Source organism: Amycolatopsis pittospori, assembly GCF_013870525.1.
Classification (GTDB): domain Bacteria; phylum Actinomycetota; class Actinomycetes; order Mycobacteriales; family Pseudonocardiaceae; genus Amycolatopsis; species Amycolatopsis pittospori.
Genome location: NZ_JACBXD010000006.1, coordinates 75,281 through 92,185 on the forward strand (window position 1 = coordinate 75,281; position 16,905 = coordinate 92,185).

Genomic DNA, 16,905 nt, shown 5'->3' on the forward strand with positions numbered 1-16,905 from the left:
GCAACGACATTCCTCATATCTATCACGCTGGGGGTGGCAACCCTGGCGATCGGTGACGCACCGTCCCTGGTAGATCAGCAGTGGATCAATCGCCTCGTGCGCTGGCACAACAACGAGCTGCCGGAGCTGCGAAAGCTGCTCGACTACTACGAGGGCGCTCAGAAGCTCTCGTACATGCACCCCGAGCTGGTGGATACGCTCGATGAGCGGGTGCGCCAGGTGGTCATCAACTGGCCGCGTCTGGTCGTCGATGCGCTGGAGGAGCGGATCGACCTCCAGGGCTTCCGGCTCGGCGGGCAACCCGCCAACGACATCGAGCTGGACCACGTCGCCCAGTACAACGACCTGGACGCCGGGTATCAGCAGGCGCACGTCACCGCGATGGTGATGAAGCGGGCGTACGCGATCGTCGGCAGTAATCCCCGCGCCGCTGACGCGAAATACCCGCTGGTGACGATCGAGTCGCCGCTGGAAGTGCACGTCGAACTCGATCCGGCCACGCGCCGGGTGGTCGCCGCGATCAAGCGGTGGCACGACAAGCTTCCCGACGACCAGGTCCGCTACTACCTCACGCTTTACCTGCCGGACTACACCGTGACGTTCGTTGTCTCGCCGGAGCGCGGCGGATACGTCGAGGTCTCCCGTGACGACCACGGCCTCGGTGAGGTCCTGGTGGTGCCGATCGTGAACCGGCCGCAGCTGTGGGCGCCGCTGGGAACGTCCGAGCTGGCCGACGTGATCCCGTTGTCGGACGCGGCCTGCAAGGTCGCCACGGACATGATGATCAGCGCGGAATTTCACGCGATGCCGCGCCGCTGGGCGCTCGGGTTCGACGAGGACGACTTCACCGATAAGGACGGCAAGAAGGTCTCGGTCTGGCAAACCATCGCGGGCAAGATCTGGTCCACGTCGAAGACCAAGAAAGACGACGGTGCGGAAGTCGGTCAGTTTGCCGAAGCGGATCTCACCAACTTCCACAACACCCTCCGGGCGCTGGCGACCCAGGTGTCCACAGTGTCCGGGATGGCGCTCCACAACCTCGGCTACTCCAGCGACAACCCGGCCAGCGCCGATGGAATCCGTGCGGCTGAGGCCCGCCACGTCAAGCGCGCCGAGCGCCGCATTAAGGGCTTCGAAACCGCATGGGAACGGATCATGCGGCTCGTCCTGCTGGTGCGCGACGGCTCCGTGCCCGATTCCGCGCGGTGGATGGAAACGGTGTGGGCGGACGCGGCGACGCCGACGTTCGCGCAGAAGTCCGACGCCGTGGTGAAGCTCTACCAGGCCGACAAGCTGGTGCCGCGCCGGATGGCCCGCCGAACGCTGAACTTCACCCAGGCCCAGATCCTCGACATGGAACGCGAAGACCGCGAGGACGTCACCCGAGCCATGTACGACCCGGCCAGCGAGTACGGGGTCAAGCCGACGCCCGAGCCCCAGCCGGCAACCTCTGCCCGCGCTCCGGTTCCCGCGGGGGCCGGACCGCGATGACTACGGCCTTCGCTCCGACGCTGGGGATCGATCACCTCGACTCCACGCAAGCGATCGTCCGGCGAGAGGTCGAGCAGGTGCAGCGCGCGTGGCGCGGCCTGGACCCGGAGGGCCTGCGGCCCACCTTCGCCGCCAAGGTTGCCCCGGTGCTGGTCTCCGCGATCAGCACCGGGCAGATCAACGCTGCCGCACTGGCTGCCCCCTACGTCTCCGACGTCCTGGCCGACGAACCTACTGTCGCGCAACCGCCCGCTGTCATCCCGGCGGCGTTCGCCGGGGTGACGACGACCGGGCTGCCGCTGGCATCCCTGGCGGACCTGTTGTTCGTCCGGCTGCTCGCCGACATCGGCGCTGGCATGTCCACCGCCGACGCCCTGCTGAGCGGGCTGCGGCGGGCGCTGACCTATACGGCCACGGAGATCACCGACGCCGGGCGCACCGCGACCCACGTCCAGCTGATCGCCGACACCCGCGCGGCCGGATATGAACGCGTCGTCCGGCTCCCTGCGTGCGACCGCTGCATCATCCTGGCGGGACGGCTTTACCGGTACTCCCAAGGTTTCCGGCGGCATCCGCGGTGCGACTGCACGATGACTCCGGTGACCCGCGAACAGTGGCGCGAAGAGAATCTCGCCAACCATCCGCGTGCGCTGTTCGACGCGATGACTGAGCACGACCAGAACTCGAGATTCGGTGCCGGGAACGCCGCCGCCATTAGAGCCGGAGCTGATCTGTCCCAGGTCGTCAACGCACGCCGGGCCGCGATGCCCATAGCCGGGCGCTGGACCACCACCCAGGGCATCAGTTCGCGCGGACTCGCCGGAATCCGCATGGGCCAGCTACGCACGCAGCCCGGCCACCGCTACCGCATGTCCCAGTTCGCCCGTCCGACGGCGGGCCAGCTGATCGGCGACTTCTCCGGCGCGTCGCGCCCGGAGCTGATCGCAGCGCTACGCCGCTACGGCTATCTGCTGTGAGCCCGCGCCGCCAGGCGCACACCACCCCACCCATCCGGACAGGCGCACGCCACCGTCCGGAACTCCCGCACGGGAAGGAACACCCCCATGTCCGAGAACACCACCGACGCGCCCGCCGACGGCGGGAACACCGACACCACACAGCAGGAGAGCACCGAGCAGCAGCCGGAGCGGCCCGCCAGCGAGACCACGTCCGAGCAGGACGAGAAGGACTACCAGAAGCTCTACGAGCAGTCGGTAGCCCAGTCCCGCAAGTGGGAGTCCCGCGCCAAGGAGAACAGCGCCAAGGCGAAGAAGTGGGACGAGGCCGAGGAAGCCAACCGCACGGAGGCCGAGAAGCACGCGGCCCGAGCCGAGCAGGCCGAAGCCCGCGCCAAGGCCGCTCTGACCGCCGCCGTCAACGCGGAGATCCGGGCTGCCGCGCACGGCTGGGCCACGCCCGGCGACGCACCGCGCTACCTCGACGAGAAGGACCGCTACGTCGGCGACGACGGCGAGATCAACGTCAAGGCCATCGCCGCCGACGTCGCGGCCGTGCTCAAGGACCGCCCGCACCTCGCGGCGGCAACTGGTCGCCGCGGCCCGAGCCCCGATGCGGGCCAGGGCGCGCGAGGCGGCGTCTCGGTCGCTGACCAGATCAGCGAGGCCGAGCGCAAGGGCGACACCCGCGAGGCACTGCGGCTCAAGACTCAGCAGTTGCTCACGCAGAAGGCCCCGCGCTGACCTGTGGTCGTGGTGTTCGGCGTCGTAGCCGAACAGGAGACAACACATGCCCGGCATCACCGGCATGCTCAATACGTTCAACAGTCCCAACTACGTGGGCGAGCTGTTTGGGATCACGCCGACGGACACGCCGCTGCTGTCCTCGATTGGCGGCCTGACCGGCGGGCAGTCCACCGACTCCACGATCTTCACATGGCAGTCCTACGACCTGCGCGCCGCTGACGCCACCAGGCAGCGGTTGGAAGGGGCGGACGCTCCGGCGCCCGAAGCCCGGACGCGGACGAACAGCTTCAACGTCGTCGAGATCCACCAGGAAGCCCTGTCCATCAGCTACACCCGCGAGGCCGCAACCGGCCAGTTCGCCACGACCGGATCGGCCGTCCCCACTGCGGCGTCCGTGCCGGGCACCAACCCCGTCGGCGACGAGCTGGTGTGGCAGACCCAGCGGCACCTGGAGCAGATCGCCCGCGACATCGAGCTGAGCTTCATCACCGGAACGTTCGCTCAGCCGACGGACAACACTCAGCCCCGCAAGTCGCGCGGGCTGCTCCAGGCGATCCAGACCAACGTCATCACCAACGCCACGGCGAAGCCGCTGACGAAGGACATGGTGATCGACCTGCTTCAGACCACGTGGCAGAACGGCGGAATCACGGTCTCGGAAACCGCCACGCTGATCTGCAACGCCTTCCAGAAGCGGCAGCTCACCAAGGCGTTCATCGAGGATCGCGACTATCGCGAACAGACCCGCAACGTCGGCGGCGTCTCGCTCCAGACGATCGAGACCGACTTCGGGCGGCTCAACATCATGCTCAACCGCTACATGCCCGCCGACACGGTCGTGGTCGCGAGCCTGGACGAGCTTGCCCCGGTGTTCCTGCGCATCCCCGGCCGAGGGTTCCTGTTCACCGAGCCGCTGGCCAAGACCGGCGCCTCCGACCGGTTCCAGATCTACGGCGAAGTCGGCTTGCGCTACGGCAACGAACGCTCCCACGGCAAGATCACCGGCCTTACCACGGCCCCCGTGGCGGCGTGATCTGCATGGGCGGAACACCGAGCAAGGGCACCCCGGCCGACAAGCGGATCTCCGGGCGCGGCCAGAAACCCGGCCCGAAGAAGGGCAGCCACAACACCAAGAAGAAGGGCACGTCGTGAAGTTCACCTGTGAGCAGCACCCAGGGCTGATCGTGCACGACCTCGGCGTGACGTTCGTCGACGGCGAAGCCGAAGTCGACGTCAAGACCGCCGCAGCGCTGCGTACGCTCCCGGCCGAACTCGGCGTGCGCGAGGTAGGCAAGTCCGAGGGCCGACGGACGCAGCCGGAGTAGCCGGTGGTCGAACTGTTCACCGCCGCGACGCTGGCCGCGTTGTCCGGCCGCCCGGTCTCGTCCGAGACCGCCGCAGCGATCCATGCGTGGGTCCTGGCGGAGATCTCGTCCGAGATCGGGCCAATCTCGGACGCCCCGCCGGCTGGAGTCACGGCTGTGGCGCTGGAGCTGGGCAAGGCGGCCGTGCCGACACCCGGCGGCGCGACGTCGACCACCATCGGCCCGTACTCCGCGACCTACACGGCCAGCAGGACCTCCGGCGACGGGCTCACCCACGACCAGCGGGCGCGGCTGCGCAAGGCCGCCGGACGTGGGAAGGCGTTCAGCATCGGCACCGTCGTGCCCGTTCCACGGTTCGGCCCATGACGCCCGAGGGGCTGATCGGACAGCGGCTCACGATCTCCCGTCCGGCAGGAACCAACCGCTACGGCGACCCGCTGCCCGCCACTGAACACCCGCTCGACGACTGCGTGCTGGCTCCCGGCGGATCGAGCGAGACGACCGACCGTGCCGACCAGGTGGCCACTCAGATGACCGTCTACACAGGACTGCGCGCCGACGTGGCGGCAACCGACCGCGTGACGCTGCCCGACGGTACCCGGTGGCAGGTCGTCGGCACGCCCGAGCGTTATCCGAGCCCGTTCACAGCGGACCACGGGGTGTGCGTGATGAAGCTGGAAAGGATGACCGGCTGATGGCCGACGTCGAGTTCGTGCCCGACCACCGCGGCCTCGCGCAGCTATTGCGCGGAGCCGAGATGCACGACCTGATCATGGATCGAGCCCGAGGTGGCGCACAGTTCGCCGAAGCCATCGCACCGCGCCGGACCGGCGAGTATGCGGCCGGAATCCACGCCGAAGACGGAGGACTCGGCGGACGTCGGCGGGATCGGCCGGTCGGGCTTATCGTCGCGACCGCGCCGCACTCTGCGGCAGTGGAATGGGGCAACGACCACCAGAACCACCCGCACCACGTTCTCGCCCGGACGATCGACATCGTGGAGGCGGGCTGACGTGGGCATGGTGATGCCACCGTTCCCCGACGCCGAAACCGTGCTCCTGGCCCTGCTCGAACCGGTCGCTCCGACGGTGACCGCGACTCCGGCCGACCTGGCCCCACCACTGATTCGAGTGCAACGAGTCGGTGGCTCAGACGACGGCATCACCGACCACCCGCGTATGGAGATCGCCTGCTACGGCAAAGACCGCGCGCAGGCGTGGCAGCTCGCCGAGCAGGCCCGCCAACTCGTTCTCGGCAGCGTCCGAACCCGCATCGATGGCGTGCTCATCGACAACGCGCGCACAGATAACCCGCCCACGCAGGTTCCCTACGCGACCACCGAAGATATTCGACGAGTCGTGAGCTACTTCCGACTGGCATGGCGTCGGGCGGGCAGGCAACGTTAGTCGGAATCCTCTGATGGGTACCGAGGCGTGGCCGGAGCGGAGAGTGCGTCCGACTTATTGCCCAGCAGCACACTTGCTACGTACCGCGCAGTAGGAAGAGCTGGCTCGTCGGCCCCCACGGCGAACTCCATCTTTGATCCATGCTCAATACGAGCGGGCAACCCCTCCGGCTCTACTTTCAGCACGTAAACCGGGGGGTCCCCGCCGCGAACTGTGCGAACCAGATTGACACGGACAATGTCAACAGGTGAGCGGCCACGATTGTAAACGTCCACGAAGAAGAGCGTCCGCCGCGTTCCTACCTCGCTGGGGTGGCTCTTTGTGGTCCATCCCGTCGCAACACGAAGTTCCACCAAGAGCAATGGGCCAGATCGGCGGAAGGAATGGACGTTCCAGGCAAGCGACCCGATGGCCACGATTAGCGAAAGCCCGGAAACCGCGAGAGCCCACCATGCGACGCCCATTGAAGTCCTTTCCTGTCGACCCTGAGCAGGGTAACGCCCCAGCGTCAGCAGAGGAGAAGGTTCACTGATTGACCGCACCCACGACTACTACCTACGACCAGCTCAAGAAGAAGCAGAGCGACCTGATTCGTAAGGCGCTTGAAGGCTCCATCTTCATCGCTGACCACACGGCGGACCTGCCGACGGCGCTCACCTCCGGCGCAGACGGGAAGCTGCTCGCCCTGCCACCCGGATACGAAGACGTCGGCTGGGTCGACAAGGGCGACGGAGCGACCTGGAGCCGATCGGTCGACACCTCGGAGGTCGACTCCTGGGGCGCGGTCGAACCGACCCGGACCGACATCACGAAGCAGACCGACGGCTTGAAGTTCATCGCGCAGGAGACCAAACGCCGGACCCTGGAGCTGTACGAGGGCCTGAACCTCTCCGGCGTCACCCCGGACGCGACCACGGGCGAAGTGCGCTTCGATCGCCCGGCTCGCCCGAGCACGCGGTACTTCCGTGCCTTCGGGCTGTTCGTCGACGGCGTTGGCGCTGACGCGATCTACGTTGCGAAGCTCGCGCCCAAGGCCACGGTTACCGATACCGGCGACCAGAAGTGGTCTGACGGTGATGACCCGGTCGGCTACGACGTCACGCTGACCGCGAAGTACGACGACGACGCCAAGACCGCGATGCGTTTCTTCTTCGGCGGTCCCGGCTGGAAGGCACTGCTGGCGGACATGGGCTTCACCGCGGCCCCGCCCTCTGGCGGCTGACCGGCCCTCAGACGTGGCGCGGCGTTCACGGTCGGGGTGGCCGTGGCGCCGCGTCACCCCTTCGCACCCAGCAACCGAGGAGGCCCGCTATGCCGACCCTGCGCGCACCCGACGGCAGGCCCTACCAGACCAGCGACGACGCCGAGGTCACCAACCTGACGGTCGGCCACGGCTACACCCTCGATCCCGAGGACACCGACGACGCGGAGCAACCCCGCGCCCGGCCTCGTTCCCGGCGCACCACCCCGCCGGCAGTTCCCGAGCACGCCGAGTCCGACACCCCGACCGTTGCAGGAGAGATCACGCTCTGAGCAAGACCTACAAGTTCAACCGCTATGTAGCCGAAGCGAAGGCCGCGCCTTTCGTGCTGGAGCTGGACGACGACCAGCAGATCAGCATCACCGCGCCGGACGCCGACACCGTGATGGACATCGAGGAATCCGGTAGCTCGCGGCGCACGCTGGAGCTGCTGACCGGCGAACACGCCGAGCAGATCTACGAGCTGGTGCGCCACCAGCCCGCCAGCGTGCTCAACGGCCTGGTCGCCGACCTGGTGGACCACTTCGGCCTGTCGGCGGCCCCGCCGGGGGGTTCACGGGCCTCGTCGCGCTGATCGAGGACTACGGCGAGGCAATCGAGTACGACCTTCAAGCCGAACTCGGCCTGGATCTCCTCACCTTCTTCCGGGCCGGACGCCCGTGGCCCCAACTACTGCGGCTGGTCGAGCGACTGCCCGACCACAGCCACTACAAGGTCGCGATCCACGACGACGACGAACTGGCGCGGCGCATGCGCGAGATCGACGACGCCACCGGGCACCAACCGTCGACCCGCCGAACGGTCGACGCGCACATCTGGACGCCCGAACGCGCGATCCTCACCGACGTCGCGGACATCCTGCTGACCATCCGCTCGTCACTGGAGGCGCAGCGCACCGGCAAGCGGCAGACGACCACGCCGATGCCCCGGCCCCGGCTCGCACGGGATCGCATCGAGGCGGCGGCCAGCCAACAACGTCACCGGGACCGCGTTCGGATGATGCTCGGCAGGGGGTGATTCCCCCGTGGCGTACTCCGCTGGAACCGCCTACGTCCAGATCCTCCCGACACTGCGCGGGTTCGGCACCTCAGCGGAGACGCAGATCAGCTCCGCGCTCAGCGGGGTCGGCGGCCAGGCCGGGCAGCAGGTGGGACGGCAGCTCGGCGGCGGTGTGGACACCGGGCTGTCGGGCACGCTTCGCCGGCTGCGGAGCCGCTTCGACGAGCTGCGCGACTCCGGCTCGGATTCGATGTCGGCGCTCGCTCGCGGCACGGTGCCCGTGCTCGATCAGCTGGCGAAGGTCAGTCCGGTTCTCGGACGGGTTCGCGACGGCTTCACCTCGGGACAGGTCGCGGCGTCGGCGTTCTCCGGCGCGGCGGGCACCGTCGGCGGACGCCTCCGGACGATCTCGGACGCGACTGGACGCGTCGGTGCGGGCTTCGGCTCGATGGCCACGCTCAGCGAGTCCGCGCTGAGCCGGACCGGAGCGGCGATCAACCGTGGCCTGCTCGCACCCGTCCGAGGCGCGAGCACGATCCTCGCCGGATACGGCCTCACGGCCGGGACCGTGTTCACCGGGGCTGGCGTCGCCGCGATGGCGATGGGCGTGAAGTTCGCGGCCAGCCAGGAACAAGCCGAGATGGCGTTCACGACCATGCTCGGTAGCGCCCAGAAGGCGCACGCATTCGTTGCGCAGCTCCAGGACTTCGCGGCGCGAACGCCCTTCGATCTGCCGAGCGTCACCACGGGCGCTCAGCGGCTCATGGCGTTCGGGTTCGCCGCCGAGGATGTGCTGCCGACCTTGACCGCGATCGGCGACGCCGTGGCGGGCATGGGCGGATCAGCCGAGCAGATCAACCAAGTCGTGCTCGCGATCGGGCAGATGTCGGCCAAGGGCAAGGTCCAGGGCGACGAGATCTTGCAGCTCACCGAGGCCGGTATCCCGGCGCTGCGCATCCTCGCGAACTCCTACGGCACCACGACCGCCGCGATGCAGGAGATGATCTCCGACGGGCTGGTGCCCAGCTCCGAGGCGATCCCCAAGCTGATGGCGGGCATCGAGCAGGGGACGCGCGGCGCGGCCGGGCAGACCCAGGCGTTCGCCGGGATGATGGCGAATCAGGCCACGACCCTGACCGGGATCTGGTCGAACTTCACCGACAACGCCAACCGCGCGCTCGGGCAGCTCGTCAGCCCCGCCCTGCCGCTGATCAAGACCGCGCTCGGCCAGCTGACCACCGGGCTCGGTGCGCTGCCGGACCTGATCGCCCGCTTCCAGAATGCGGCCCGTCCGGTCGGCGCGGTCGTGGGCGCGACGTTCCGCGACATCTCCGCGTTCGTGACCGGCTCACTGGTCCCGTCGCTGCGCACCCTGGGGGCGGCGGTCCAGCCGGTCGCGGTGATCGTCGGTGGCGCACTGCTCGCCGCGCTGCGGGCGGCGGGCTCGCTGCTGCGGGAAGTGGTCGGGCCAGCGCTGGTCACGATGTCCGGGTGGCTGCGCCCGTTGATGCCGCTGATCGTCGGTGTCGCGGCGGCTTTCCTTGCCTGGTACGCCGTCGCCGCAGCCGTCGGCGCGGTCACCAAGGCGATCGAGCTGGTGCGCGGCGCGATCCTCGCCGTCCGGATCGCCTGGACGTTACTGAGCCTCGCGTTCACCGCCTCGCCGATCGGGCTGATCATCGCGCTCGTCGCGGGCCTGGTCGCCGGGATCATCTACGCCTGGAACAACTTCGAGGGCTTCCGCGCTGTCGTGCTGGCAGTCTGGTCCGCCATCCAGACCGCCGCACAGTGGGCCTACGAGAACGTCTTGCGCCCCGCGTTCGACGGCATCGTGACCGGAGCCCGCGCGGTCGGCGAATTCTTCACCTGGCTGTGGCAGGTTGCCATCGGCCCCGCGCTGCAAGCGATCGCCGGGACCGCGTTGTGGTTGTGGCAGAACGTTTTGTCGCCGGTCTTCTCGTTCATCGGCCTCGCCGCGCGGGTCCTCGCAGCGATCGTGATCACGATCCTGGTCACGCCCTTCGTGCTCGCCTTCCGCGCCCTGGCCGCCGTCGCGCAGTGGCTCTGGAGCACGGTCCTGCAACCGATCTTCGGCTTTATCGGCGACCTCGCGACGTGGCTCTACGCCGTCGTGATCAAGCCCGCCATCGACGGGATCGTGGCGTACTTCCGACTGTGGGCCGCGATCGGGATCTGGTTGTGGCAGAACGTCCTTCAGCCAACGCTCGGCGCCATCGGAGACTTCTTCGGCTGGCTGTGGCGCATCGCGATCAAGCCTGCCATTGACGGGATCGTCACGGCGATCCAGTGGCTCGGCTCGGCGGCGACGTGGCTGTGGACCAACGCCGTGCAGCCTGCCCTGAACGGCATCGGCACGGTGATCACGTGGCTGTGGCGGAACGTGGCGCTGCCGACCTTCGGGCTGCTGCGCGACGGGCTGAGCGCGCTCGGCTCCGCCTTCACGTGGGTGTACCAGAACGTGATCAAGCCAGCCTGGGACGCGCTGGGAACGGCGCTGCGCTGGGTGTACGACCATGCGATCTCGCCAGCCTTCGAGGCCACCAAGTCTGCGGTTCGCTCGGTCGGGCAAGCCTTCTCGTCTGCGGTCGACTGGATCAAGAACGTCTGGGACGGCATCAAGAAGATCGCCGCCGTACCAGCGAACTTCGTGATCAACGAGGTCTACAACCACGGCATCCGAGCAGTGTGGAACTGGGTCGCGGACTTCCTCGGCCTGGGCAAGCTGGCCGAAGCGAAGCCGATTGCCTTTGCTGGCGGCGGAATCCTGCCCGGCTACGCGCCCGGACGCGACATCGTCCCGGCGCTGCTCTCGCCCGGCGAGTCCGTGCTGACGCCGGAAGCCACGCGCATGGTCGGTGCTCGAAATGTGCTGGCGCTTAACGCCGCAGCATCGGGCCGTCCTGCGACCGTGGTGGGCGCTGGTGTTCCGCGGTTCGCGGGCGGCGGGGTTGTCGGCTCGCTGCTGTCCTTTGTGGAGGGCATTGGTGAGAACGTCGTCGACTTGTTCACCGACCCCGTGGCGTGGATCAAGGGGCACATCGGCTTCGGCGACTCCCCGTGGATCTCGATGCTCGCGAAGGCACCGGGCGAGCTGATCGGCAAGGCGGTCGACTGGCTGTGGGAGAAGATCAACCCGTTCTCCTCCGGCGGCGGCGTCGGCACCTCCGGCGGCGATCTCGACGGCTGGATCAAGGCGGCGATGGGATTCACCGCCGTACCGGCGAACTGGTACGGCCCGCTGCGCACACTGATCATGCGCGAGTCCGGCGGCAACCCGAGGGCGCACAACAACTGGGACAGCAACGCCCGACGCGGCGACCCGAGCCGAGGTCTCATGCAGACGATCGGCGCGACGTTCAACGCCTACCGGGACAAGCGCCTCTCGGCGGACATCTTCGACCCGATCGCGAACATCGTCGCCGGGATCAACTACATCAAGGCCCGGTACGGCTCGATCTTCAACGTGCAGCAGGCGGTCGGATCGACCCCGCGCGGCTACGACACCGGCGGCTGGCTCCCGCCCGGTATGTCCACTGTGTACAACGGCACCGGCAAGCCCGAAGCGGTGTTTACGGCCGAGCAGTTCGACCTGATCAGCCGCGCGGCCGACCGGCAGGACCAGCCGCACATCACCGTCTACGCCCGCACCGATGCCGACCCGGAACACATCGCGCACTCGGTGGACCGCCACCTCGCGCTCGGAGCCAGGTTGTAGGAGGTGGCGATGCCTGAAGGCGCGCACGTCTGGACGCTCGACTGGCTCACGATGCACCCCGACGGGGACGTGCGGGACTCGGCGGGCGTGCAGTGGATTTTGACGCAGGAGAAGGGGTTTTGGGGCTCACCGGGCACCAACGCGCAGTTCTCCTCCCGGCTCGCGCGCCACGGCGCCTACCGATCGCCGGGCTGGAAGAAGCAGCGCACCATCTCCCTGACCGGCCGTGCCTACGCCGACGACTACACCGTGCTGCGGCAGGCCGAGGCGAACCTGCTGGGCCTGCTGTCGGACCCAAGGTCACCGCGGACACTGACGTGCCTGTCCGAACTCGGCGCGCTGACGTGCGAAGTGTTCCTCGACGACGAAATCCTGTGCACACCACTGAAGGTTGTAAGCGAGCCAGGTTTCGAGTTCAGCCTCCAAGTCGTCGCGCCCGACCCGGCGAAGTACTCCGTCGAACAGCAGACGATGTCCTCAGGGCTGGCCCGCGATGCCCTTGACGGACTCGACTTCAGCCAGGCCGTTCAGCCCGACTCGAACCAGGGGCTGTTCTTCGGCATGGGCGCCGATGACGACGGTCTGAGCTTCGGCTCCTCGAACGCCACGGGGTTCATGCTCCTCACCAACCGGGGCAGCGCGCCAACCACACCCGTCTACACCTTGTACGGGCCGCTCACCAGGCCGATGCTCACGGCCGGGCCGTCGGCGATGCGGTACAACGGCACGCTCGCGGCAGGGGAGTTCGTAGTCATCGATCCCAACGCCCCCAGCGTCCTGCTCGGCGGCACGGCCGTGCGCCGCCAGCTGCTCAACCCGGCTCAGTTCGGCGGCTTCGCCATCCCGCCGGCCAGCCGAACCGGCGGCCCCGGCGTCCTGTCCGTCGGCCTCACCCACGGCGGACCAGCCACTGACACCGGCTACGTCACGGCGGTCTTCCGCTCCGCATGGTTCTGACCTCCTTCCCTTTGCACGAGAGGAAATCCAGCATGGGCGTGTACTCCGACGAACCCGACCCCCCGGTCTACTACCAGGCGGTCGAAGCATCCGACTGCGTGCGGTACACCGACGTGAGCCAGAGCCGATGGTTCATGGACAGGATCAATTACGCATTCGGCGGCCAAGCGTCCACCAACGTGCGACTCGCCGACGACGGCACGACGATCAGGTGGTTCGGCTACTACTGGCTGCGCCTGGGCGACTGGCTCTACAAGGGAAACACCGCGATCACCGACGAGGTGCTGCGCGCGTCCGGACTACGGCCGATCATGACGCAGTGGCCCGCGCCGCCGCCCCCAGCGGAGCCGGAGGCGTAGCCGATGGTTTCCCTTGGCGCGTCGGCGGTCTCGGCCGTCGACCCGTGGGCGGTCCAATCACGGATCGGGCTCACCGACGCCCGGCTCGCGCTCGCGTCCATGCTCATGCCGCGCCCGAACCTGAGCGTCATCGACTACCGCAGCGGCGTCATGGCCTCCGGCGACACCGCCGGAGTCGGCGGCAGCTCGCACATGGCGATGCGAGTCAAGCCCGCCAGCTCGGGCCTCGCGGTCACGGTCGAGATGGGCAACGCCGTCATCAACACCCCATCGATGGGCGCCTACATGTGCGCCCTCGACGCGGTGAAGTCGCTGACCCTCGCGGCGGCCAGCTCGACCACCAACCGCGTCGACCTGGTGATCGCCAGGGTGTACGACGACCTGAACCCGGCGATCGCGTCCGCGTCAGGTCAAAGGAAGTTCGCCATCGAGGTCTGGCAGGGCGACCCCGCGACGGGCACGCCGAGCGTTCCGGTTCCGACGCCGACCGAGGGATGGACCCCGCTCGCAGCCGTCACCGTGGCCAAGGGAGCGACCGCGCTCACCGCGGCCGACATCCGGGACCTACGCGGCCCCGGCCTCACCGCTCGCGGCGGCCTTCGCGCGCTGTATGGCGAGGACGCGAAGCCGACGTCTCCAGTCTTCAAGGAGGCAGGGGCCTATCCCGGCGAGCAAAGGTGGGTCCAGGCTCCGGGTTTCCAGCACCAGGCGTGGTACGGCGCGGGGTCTGACGCGTCGAACTCCGGTTGGCGTGGGGTCTTCAACTGCGTCCGCTACTACGCCGCCGCGCCACCAGGCGAGCAGATCTGGACCTCTGGATTCGGTGCAGCACGGGAAATCTGCCGCGTGAACATCAGCGATCCGGGTGTCCCATATTTCGTCTATCCAACCGGACGAGCCCTCCTCACGCTCTCCACGAACTCCGCAGCCGACCTGAGGATCAACGTCGGCTCGCTGAACGGGCCGGACGTCAACTGGACCCGCTTCCACTCCTACGGCGCGAGCGTCGACAAGGTGTTCGTGCCCAACGTTTCGCCTATGCACTACGGACCTCTGACGGGCGCACAAACGCTCGTGCTCAGTTGCGGAATGCGCGACAGCGGAAGCCAATACTCCGGCTTCGGATTCCGGGGCAACGACATCAACCAGAACGTGCTCAGCGCACTGGTGTTCCCCTCGACCGTTCAACCACCGGCGGTCTGATGGCCAACGAGTGGCGCGTCATGGTCGCGGAGACGACGACCGGCGTGCTGCTGGCCGACGTCACGCCCCGCGATCTTCCATCGTTCTCACGCAAGCTCACCGACCGGGGCCAGTGGACGGTCAACGTCGTACCGGACGATGCGGCGAACGCGTCCTTGGACTTCCACGCGCTCACCGACGCCGGGCGGTTCACCTGGCTGATCCTGTGCGGCTCGGTGGTAGCGCAGGCCGGACCGACGTTCAGCTACTCCTACGACGAGGGCACACGCACGCTGTCGGTCTCCGGCACCGGGATTGCCGGCCTGTTCGACCGGCGGGTCCTGCGGAACTCAGGCCCGTACACGACGATCGTGAACCCCAGCGAAGACGTGACGATCTCGAACCGGAGCCTGCGGGGGATCGCGCGGGAGGTCGTCGCCGTGAACCTCGCGCAGGCCGGGTACCAGCTGCCGATCGATCTGCCCGCACCGGAGACCGGCACTCATACGCGGACGTACTACGGCTACGACCTCGCGATGGTCTGGAGCCGCTTGCAAGACCTCTCCGGCGTGATCGACGGACCGGAGCTGGACTTCTGGCCCTACCTCGTGCCGGGCGAGAACCGGCTCCGCTGGCAGATGCTCATCGGAACCCCGCTGCTGGGCGACCAGCAGTCAGCGGCGGTCTGGGACTACACAGGCGCGCTCTCGGCCATCGACGTCGATGTCAACGGTGCGGCGTCACCCGCCTCCCGCGTGTGGGTCAAAGGCTCCGGCAGCGAACGGAGCATGCTCACCGGCTACGCCGAGGACCCGACGCTCATCGGCCTGGGGTTCCCGCCGACCGACTACGTCGACGGCGACCACACCTCGGTCACCGAGCCGGGCACCTTGCAGGGCTACGCCGCCGCGGACCTCGCGGCGTTCCGCACGCCGACCGAGACATGGAAGTGCTCCGTTCGGATCGACGGCGCGACCGGCGCGGGCATCGAGGTCTCGCCAGCCCTCGGCGGCTGGAGCCTCGGCGACGCCCCGACCTTCGGTGTGAGCGGCCATCCCTGGATACCCGACGGCCAGTACCGGCGGCGAATCCTCGGATTCAGCAGTAAGGACGAAGCCTCGGTGCAACTCGATCTCCAGCCGACACCGGCGGCCCTGTGATGCCCCAGCCACCCGGCAGCGGCACACTGGCCGACCAGATCCGCACGCTGGAAAGCCGGATCGACGAACTGAGCCGCACGAAGCCGACGCCCTCGGCCTGCGTGGTCCGACTCGGCGGCGACGCGAGCCTGCCCGCCGGAATCGACACGTTCGCCCAGACCGGATGGGTCGCCGCCTACGACCCGCTGTCCCAGTTCGTCGGCGGCTCGACCGGCAACCCCTCCTACATCCTCGTGGCCCGAGCCGGGTACTACCGCGTCCACTTCCACAGCGCGGTCACTGGCCCGAACGCGGTCGCCGGGGCAAAGGTCACGCCAAACCACGCGGGCAGCGTCGCTAACTCCCTGGCGACCGACAGCGGACAGATTCCCCAGCAGGGCTCCGACGGGGCCGTCCTCGACGCGCTGCGCTCGCGGGTCTACCTCAACGTCGGCGACAAGATCTACTGGTCGAACTGGTGCGCCGCCACCGCGACGCTGAAGACATCGCTGTTCGGCGTCCCAACCGAAATCGTGCTCCAGTACGTGAGTTCCCAGTGACGACAGGGGGACGCTGACGTGCTACCCCGGCCGCTGGTCACCGCGCTCACCATACTGATCAGCATCGCCTGGACGGGCAACGTCGTCGTCGGCTTCGTCTCGCCCGATCGACACGACCCGACCATCAACGCGATCTTCGCGATTGTCGTCGGGTCCATCTACGCCCTCGGCCACCGCAACACCGCCAAGACCAAGCGTGCCCGCCAACGGCTGGCCGAGCTGATCGCCGGAGACACCCAGGAACCCGCGCCTGACGAACAGGACAGCCCCGATGAGTGAGCTGTGGGCATACCTCACGGAATCCGCCGGATGGGCCGTGCTCGGGTTCGTCGTCGGATACCTCATCGGCCGTGCCGCCCGCGACGCCCACCGCGTCGCCACCGCCATCACCACGGAGGACACCGTGACCGAACAGCATCCGCCCACGCCTCGCCGGCGTGTGCCGACCGGGCAGTTCGTCCTCGGCGTCGTCGTGGTCCTGCTCGGTGTCCTCACCGTTGTGCAGGGCATCGCGACCAACAACGCCACGCGCCGGATCACTGAGTGCCAGACGGCGTACTCCAACGGGTTCGCTGATGCTCTCGACGCCAGGGCCAGCGCGTCGACCGACGCTCAGAACGCGCTCGACGAGCTGATGAAGACGCTCAGCCGCTACCTCGCCGACTCACCGGTCCCACCGGACAAGGTTCGCGCCGCCATCGGTGACTACCTCGCCAAGCGGGTGAAGGCCGAGACCGAGCGGCAGCAGCACCCCTATCCGCCACCCCCGCGTGACCTGTGCAAGTGA

The 16,905-nt window shown here is 68.2% G+C and carries 21 protein-coding genes; all 21 read left to right on the top strand.

The window, feature by feature from the left end; all coding sequences use genetic code 11:
- The first annotated feature begins 33 nt into the window (after positions 1–33).
- The 21 genes from H5J31_RS05120 (at position 34) to H5J31_RS05220 (ending at position 16,905) form a co-directional block, all read left to right on the top strand.
- On the top strand, positions 34–1,491 hold the full coding sequence (locus H5J31_RS05120; protein ID WP_328701380.1) for a phage portal protein: 1,458 nt from the start codon (positions 34–36) through the stop codon (positions 1,489–1,491).
- Positions 1,488–2,468 (top strand): VG15 protein, encoded by a 981-nt coding sequence (locus H5J31_RS05125; RefSeq protein ID WP_181771277.1) that lies wholly within the window; start codon positions 1,488–1,490, stop codon positions 2,466–2,468. The genes H5J31_RS05120 and H5J31_RS05125 overlap by 4 nt, the downstream gene beginning before the upstream one ends.
- Before the next feature lie 87 nt (positions 2,469–2,555).
- Positions 2,556–3,191, top strand: a complete 636-nt coding sequence (locus tag H5J31_RS05130; RefSeq protein WP_181771278.1) for a hypothetical protein — start codon at positions 2,556–2,558, stop codon at positions 3,189–3,191.
- A gap of 46 nt (positions 3,192–3,237) precedes the next feature.
- Complete coding sequence (locus tag H5J31_RS05135; RefSeq protein WP_181771279.1) at positions 3,238–4,227, top strand: SU10 major capsid protein; 990 nt, start codon at positions 3,238–3,240, stop codon at positions 4,225–4,227.
- Between the two features lie 115 nt (positions 4,228–4,342).
- Positions 4,343–4,519, top strand: coding sequence for a hypothetical protein (locus H5J31_RS05140; RefSeq protein ID WP_181771280.1), 177 nt, complete (start codon positions 4,343–4,345; stop codon positions 4,517–4,519).
- Positions 4,520–4,522: 3 nt separating this feature from the next.
- The gene (locus H5J31_RS05145; RefSeq protein WP_181771281.1) at positions 4,523–4,885 is read left to right on the top strand and encodes a hypothetical protein; all 363 of its coding nucleotides are present in this window, start codon (positions 4,523–4,525) and stop codon (positions 4,883–4,885) included.
- A complete protein-coding gene (locus H5J31_RS05150) occupies positions 4,882–5,214 on the top strand; it encodes a hypothetical protein (protein WP_181771282.1) in 333 nt (110 codons plus the stop codon). The genes H5J31_RS05145 and H5J31_RS05150 overlap by 4 nt, the downstream gene beginning before the upstream one ends.
- Positions 5,214–5,531, top strand: coding sequence for a hypothetical protein (locus H5J31_RS05155; protein ID WP_181771283.1), 318 nt, complete (start codon positions 5,214–5,216; stop codon positions 5,529–5,531). The genes H5J31_RS05150 and H5J31_RS05155 overlap by 1 nt, the downstream gene beginning before the upstream one ends.
- Before the next feature lie 7 nt (positions 5,532–5,538).
- A complete protein-coding gene (locus H5J31_RS05160) occupies positions 5,539–5,925 on the top strand; it encodes a phage tail termination protein (protein WP_456237047.1) in 387 nt (128 codons plus the stop codon).
- 532 nt (positions 5,926–6,457) lie between these two features.
- Positions 6,458–7,147 carry a phage tail tube protein gene (locus tag H5J31_RS05165; RefSeq protein ID WP_181771285.1) on the top strand — a complete coding sequence of 230 codons (690 nt, stop codon included), beginning with the start codon at positions 6,458–6,460 and terminating at the stop codon, positions 7,145–7,147.
- Positions 7,148–7,236: 89 nt separating this feature from the next.
- Complete coding sequence (locus H5J31_RS05170) at positions 7,237–7,458, top strand: hypothetical protein (protein WP_181771286.1); 222 nt, start codon at positions 7,237–7,239, stop codon at positions 7,456–7,458.
- Between the two features lie 53 nt (positions 7,459–7,511).
- Positions 7,512–7,760, top strand: coding sequence for a hypothetical protein (locus H5J31_RS05175; protein ID WP_181771287.1), 249 nt, complete (start codon positions 7,512–7,514; stop codon positions 7,758–7,760).
- Between the two features lie 176 nt (positions 7,761–7,936).
- Complete coding sequence (locus tag H5J31_RS05180) at positions 7,937–8,203, top strand: hypothetical protein (RefSeq protein ID WP_181771288.1); 267 nt, start codon at positions 7,937–7,939, stop codon at positions 8,201–8,203.
- A 7-nt stretch (positions 8,204–8,210) separates the two neighbouring features.
- Positions 8,211–11,921, top strand: coding sequence for a tape measure protein (locus tag H5J31_RS05185; RefSeq protein ID WP_181771289.1), 3,711 nt, complete (start codon positions 8,211–8,213; stop codon positions 11,919–11,921).
- A 9-nt stretch (positions 11,922–11,930) separates the two neighbouring features.
- The gene (locus H5J31_RS05190) at positions 11,931–12,878 is read left to right on the top strand and encodes a phage tail family protein (RefSeq protein WP_181771290.1); all 948 of its coding nucleotides are present in this window, start codon (positions 11,931–11,933) and stop codon (positions 12,876–12,878) included.
- Between the two features lie 32 nt (positions 12,879–12,910).
- The gene (locus H5J31_RS05195; protein ID WP_181771291.1) at positions 12,911–13,237 is read left to right on the top strand and encodes a hypothetical protein; all 327 of its coding nucleotides are present in this window, start codon (positions 12,911–12,913) and stop codon (positions 13,235–13,237) included.
- Between the two features lie 3 nt (positions 13,238–13,240).
- Positions 13,241–14,440: a hypothetical protein gene (locus H5J31_RS05200; RefSeq protein ID WP_181771292.1), complete on the top strand. Its 1,200-nt coding sequence runs from the start codon at positions 13,241–13,243 to the stop codon at positions 14,438–14,440.
- The gene (locus H5J31_RS05205) at positions 14,440–15,579 is read left to right on the top strand and encodes a hypothetical protein (protein ID WP_181771293.1); all 1,140 of its coding nucleotides are present in this window, start codon (positions 14,440–14,442) and stop codon (positions 15,577–15,579) included. The genes H5J31_RS05200 and H5J31_RS05205 overlap by 1 nt, the downstream gene beginning before the upstream one ends.
- Positions 15,579–16,118: a hypothetical protein gene (locus tag H5J31_RS05210; RefSeq protein WP_181771294.1), complete on the top strand. Its 540-nt coding sequence runs from the start codon at positions 15,579–15,581 to the stop codon at positions 16,116–16,118. The genes H5J31_RS05205 and H5J31_RS05210 overlap by 1 nt, the downstream gene beginning before the upstream one ends.
- An 18-nt stretch (positions 16,119–16,136) precedes the next feature.
- Positions 16,137–16,397, top strand: a complete 261-nt coding sequence (locus tag H5J31_RS05215; RefSeq protein ID WP_181771295.1) for a hypothetical protein — start codon at positions 16,137–16,139, stop codon at positions 16,395–16,397.
- Positions 16,390–16,905 (top strand): hypothetical protein, encoded by a 516-nt coding sequence (locus H5J31_RS05220; RefSeq protein ID WP_181771296.1) that lies wholly within the window; start codon positions 16,390–16,392, stop codon positions 16,903–16,905. The genes H5J31_RS05215 and H5J31_RS05220 overlap by 8 nt, the downstream gene beginning before the upstream one ends.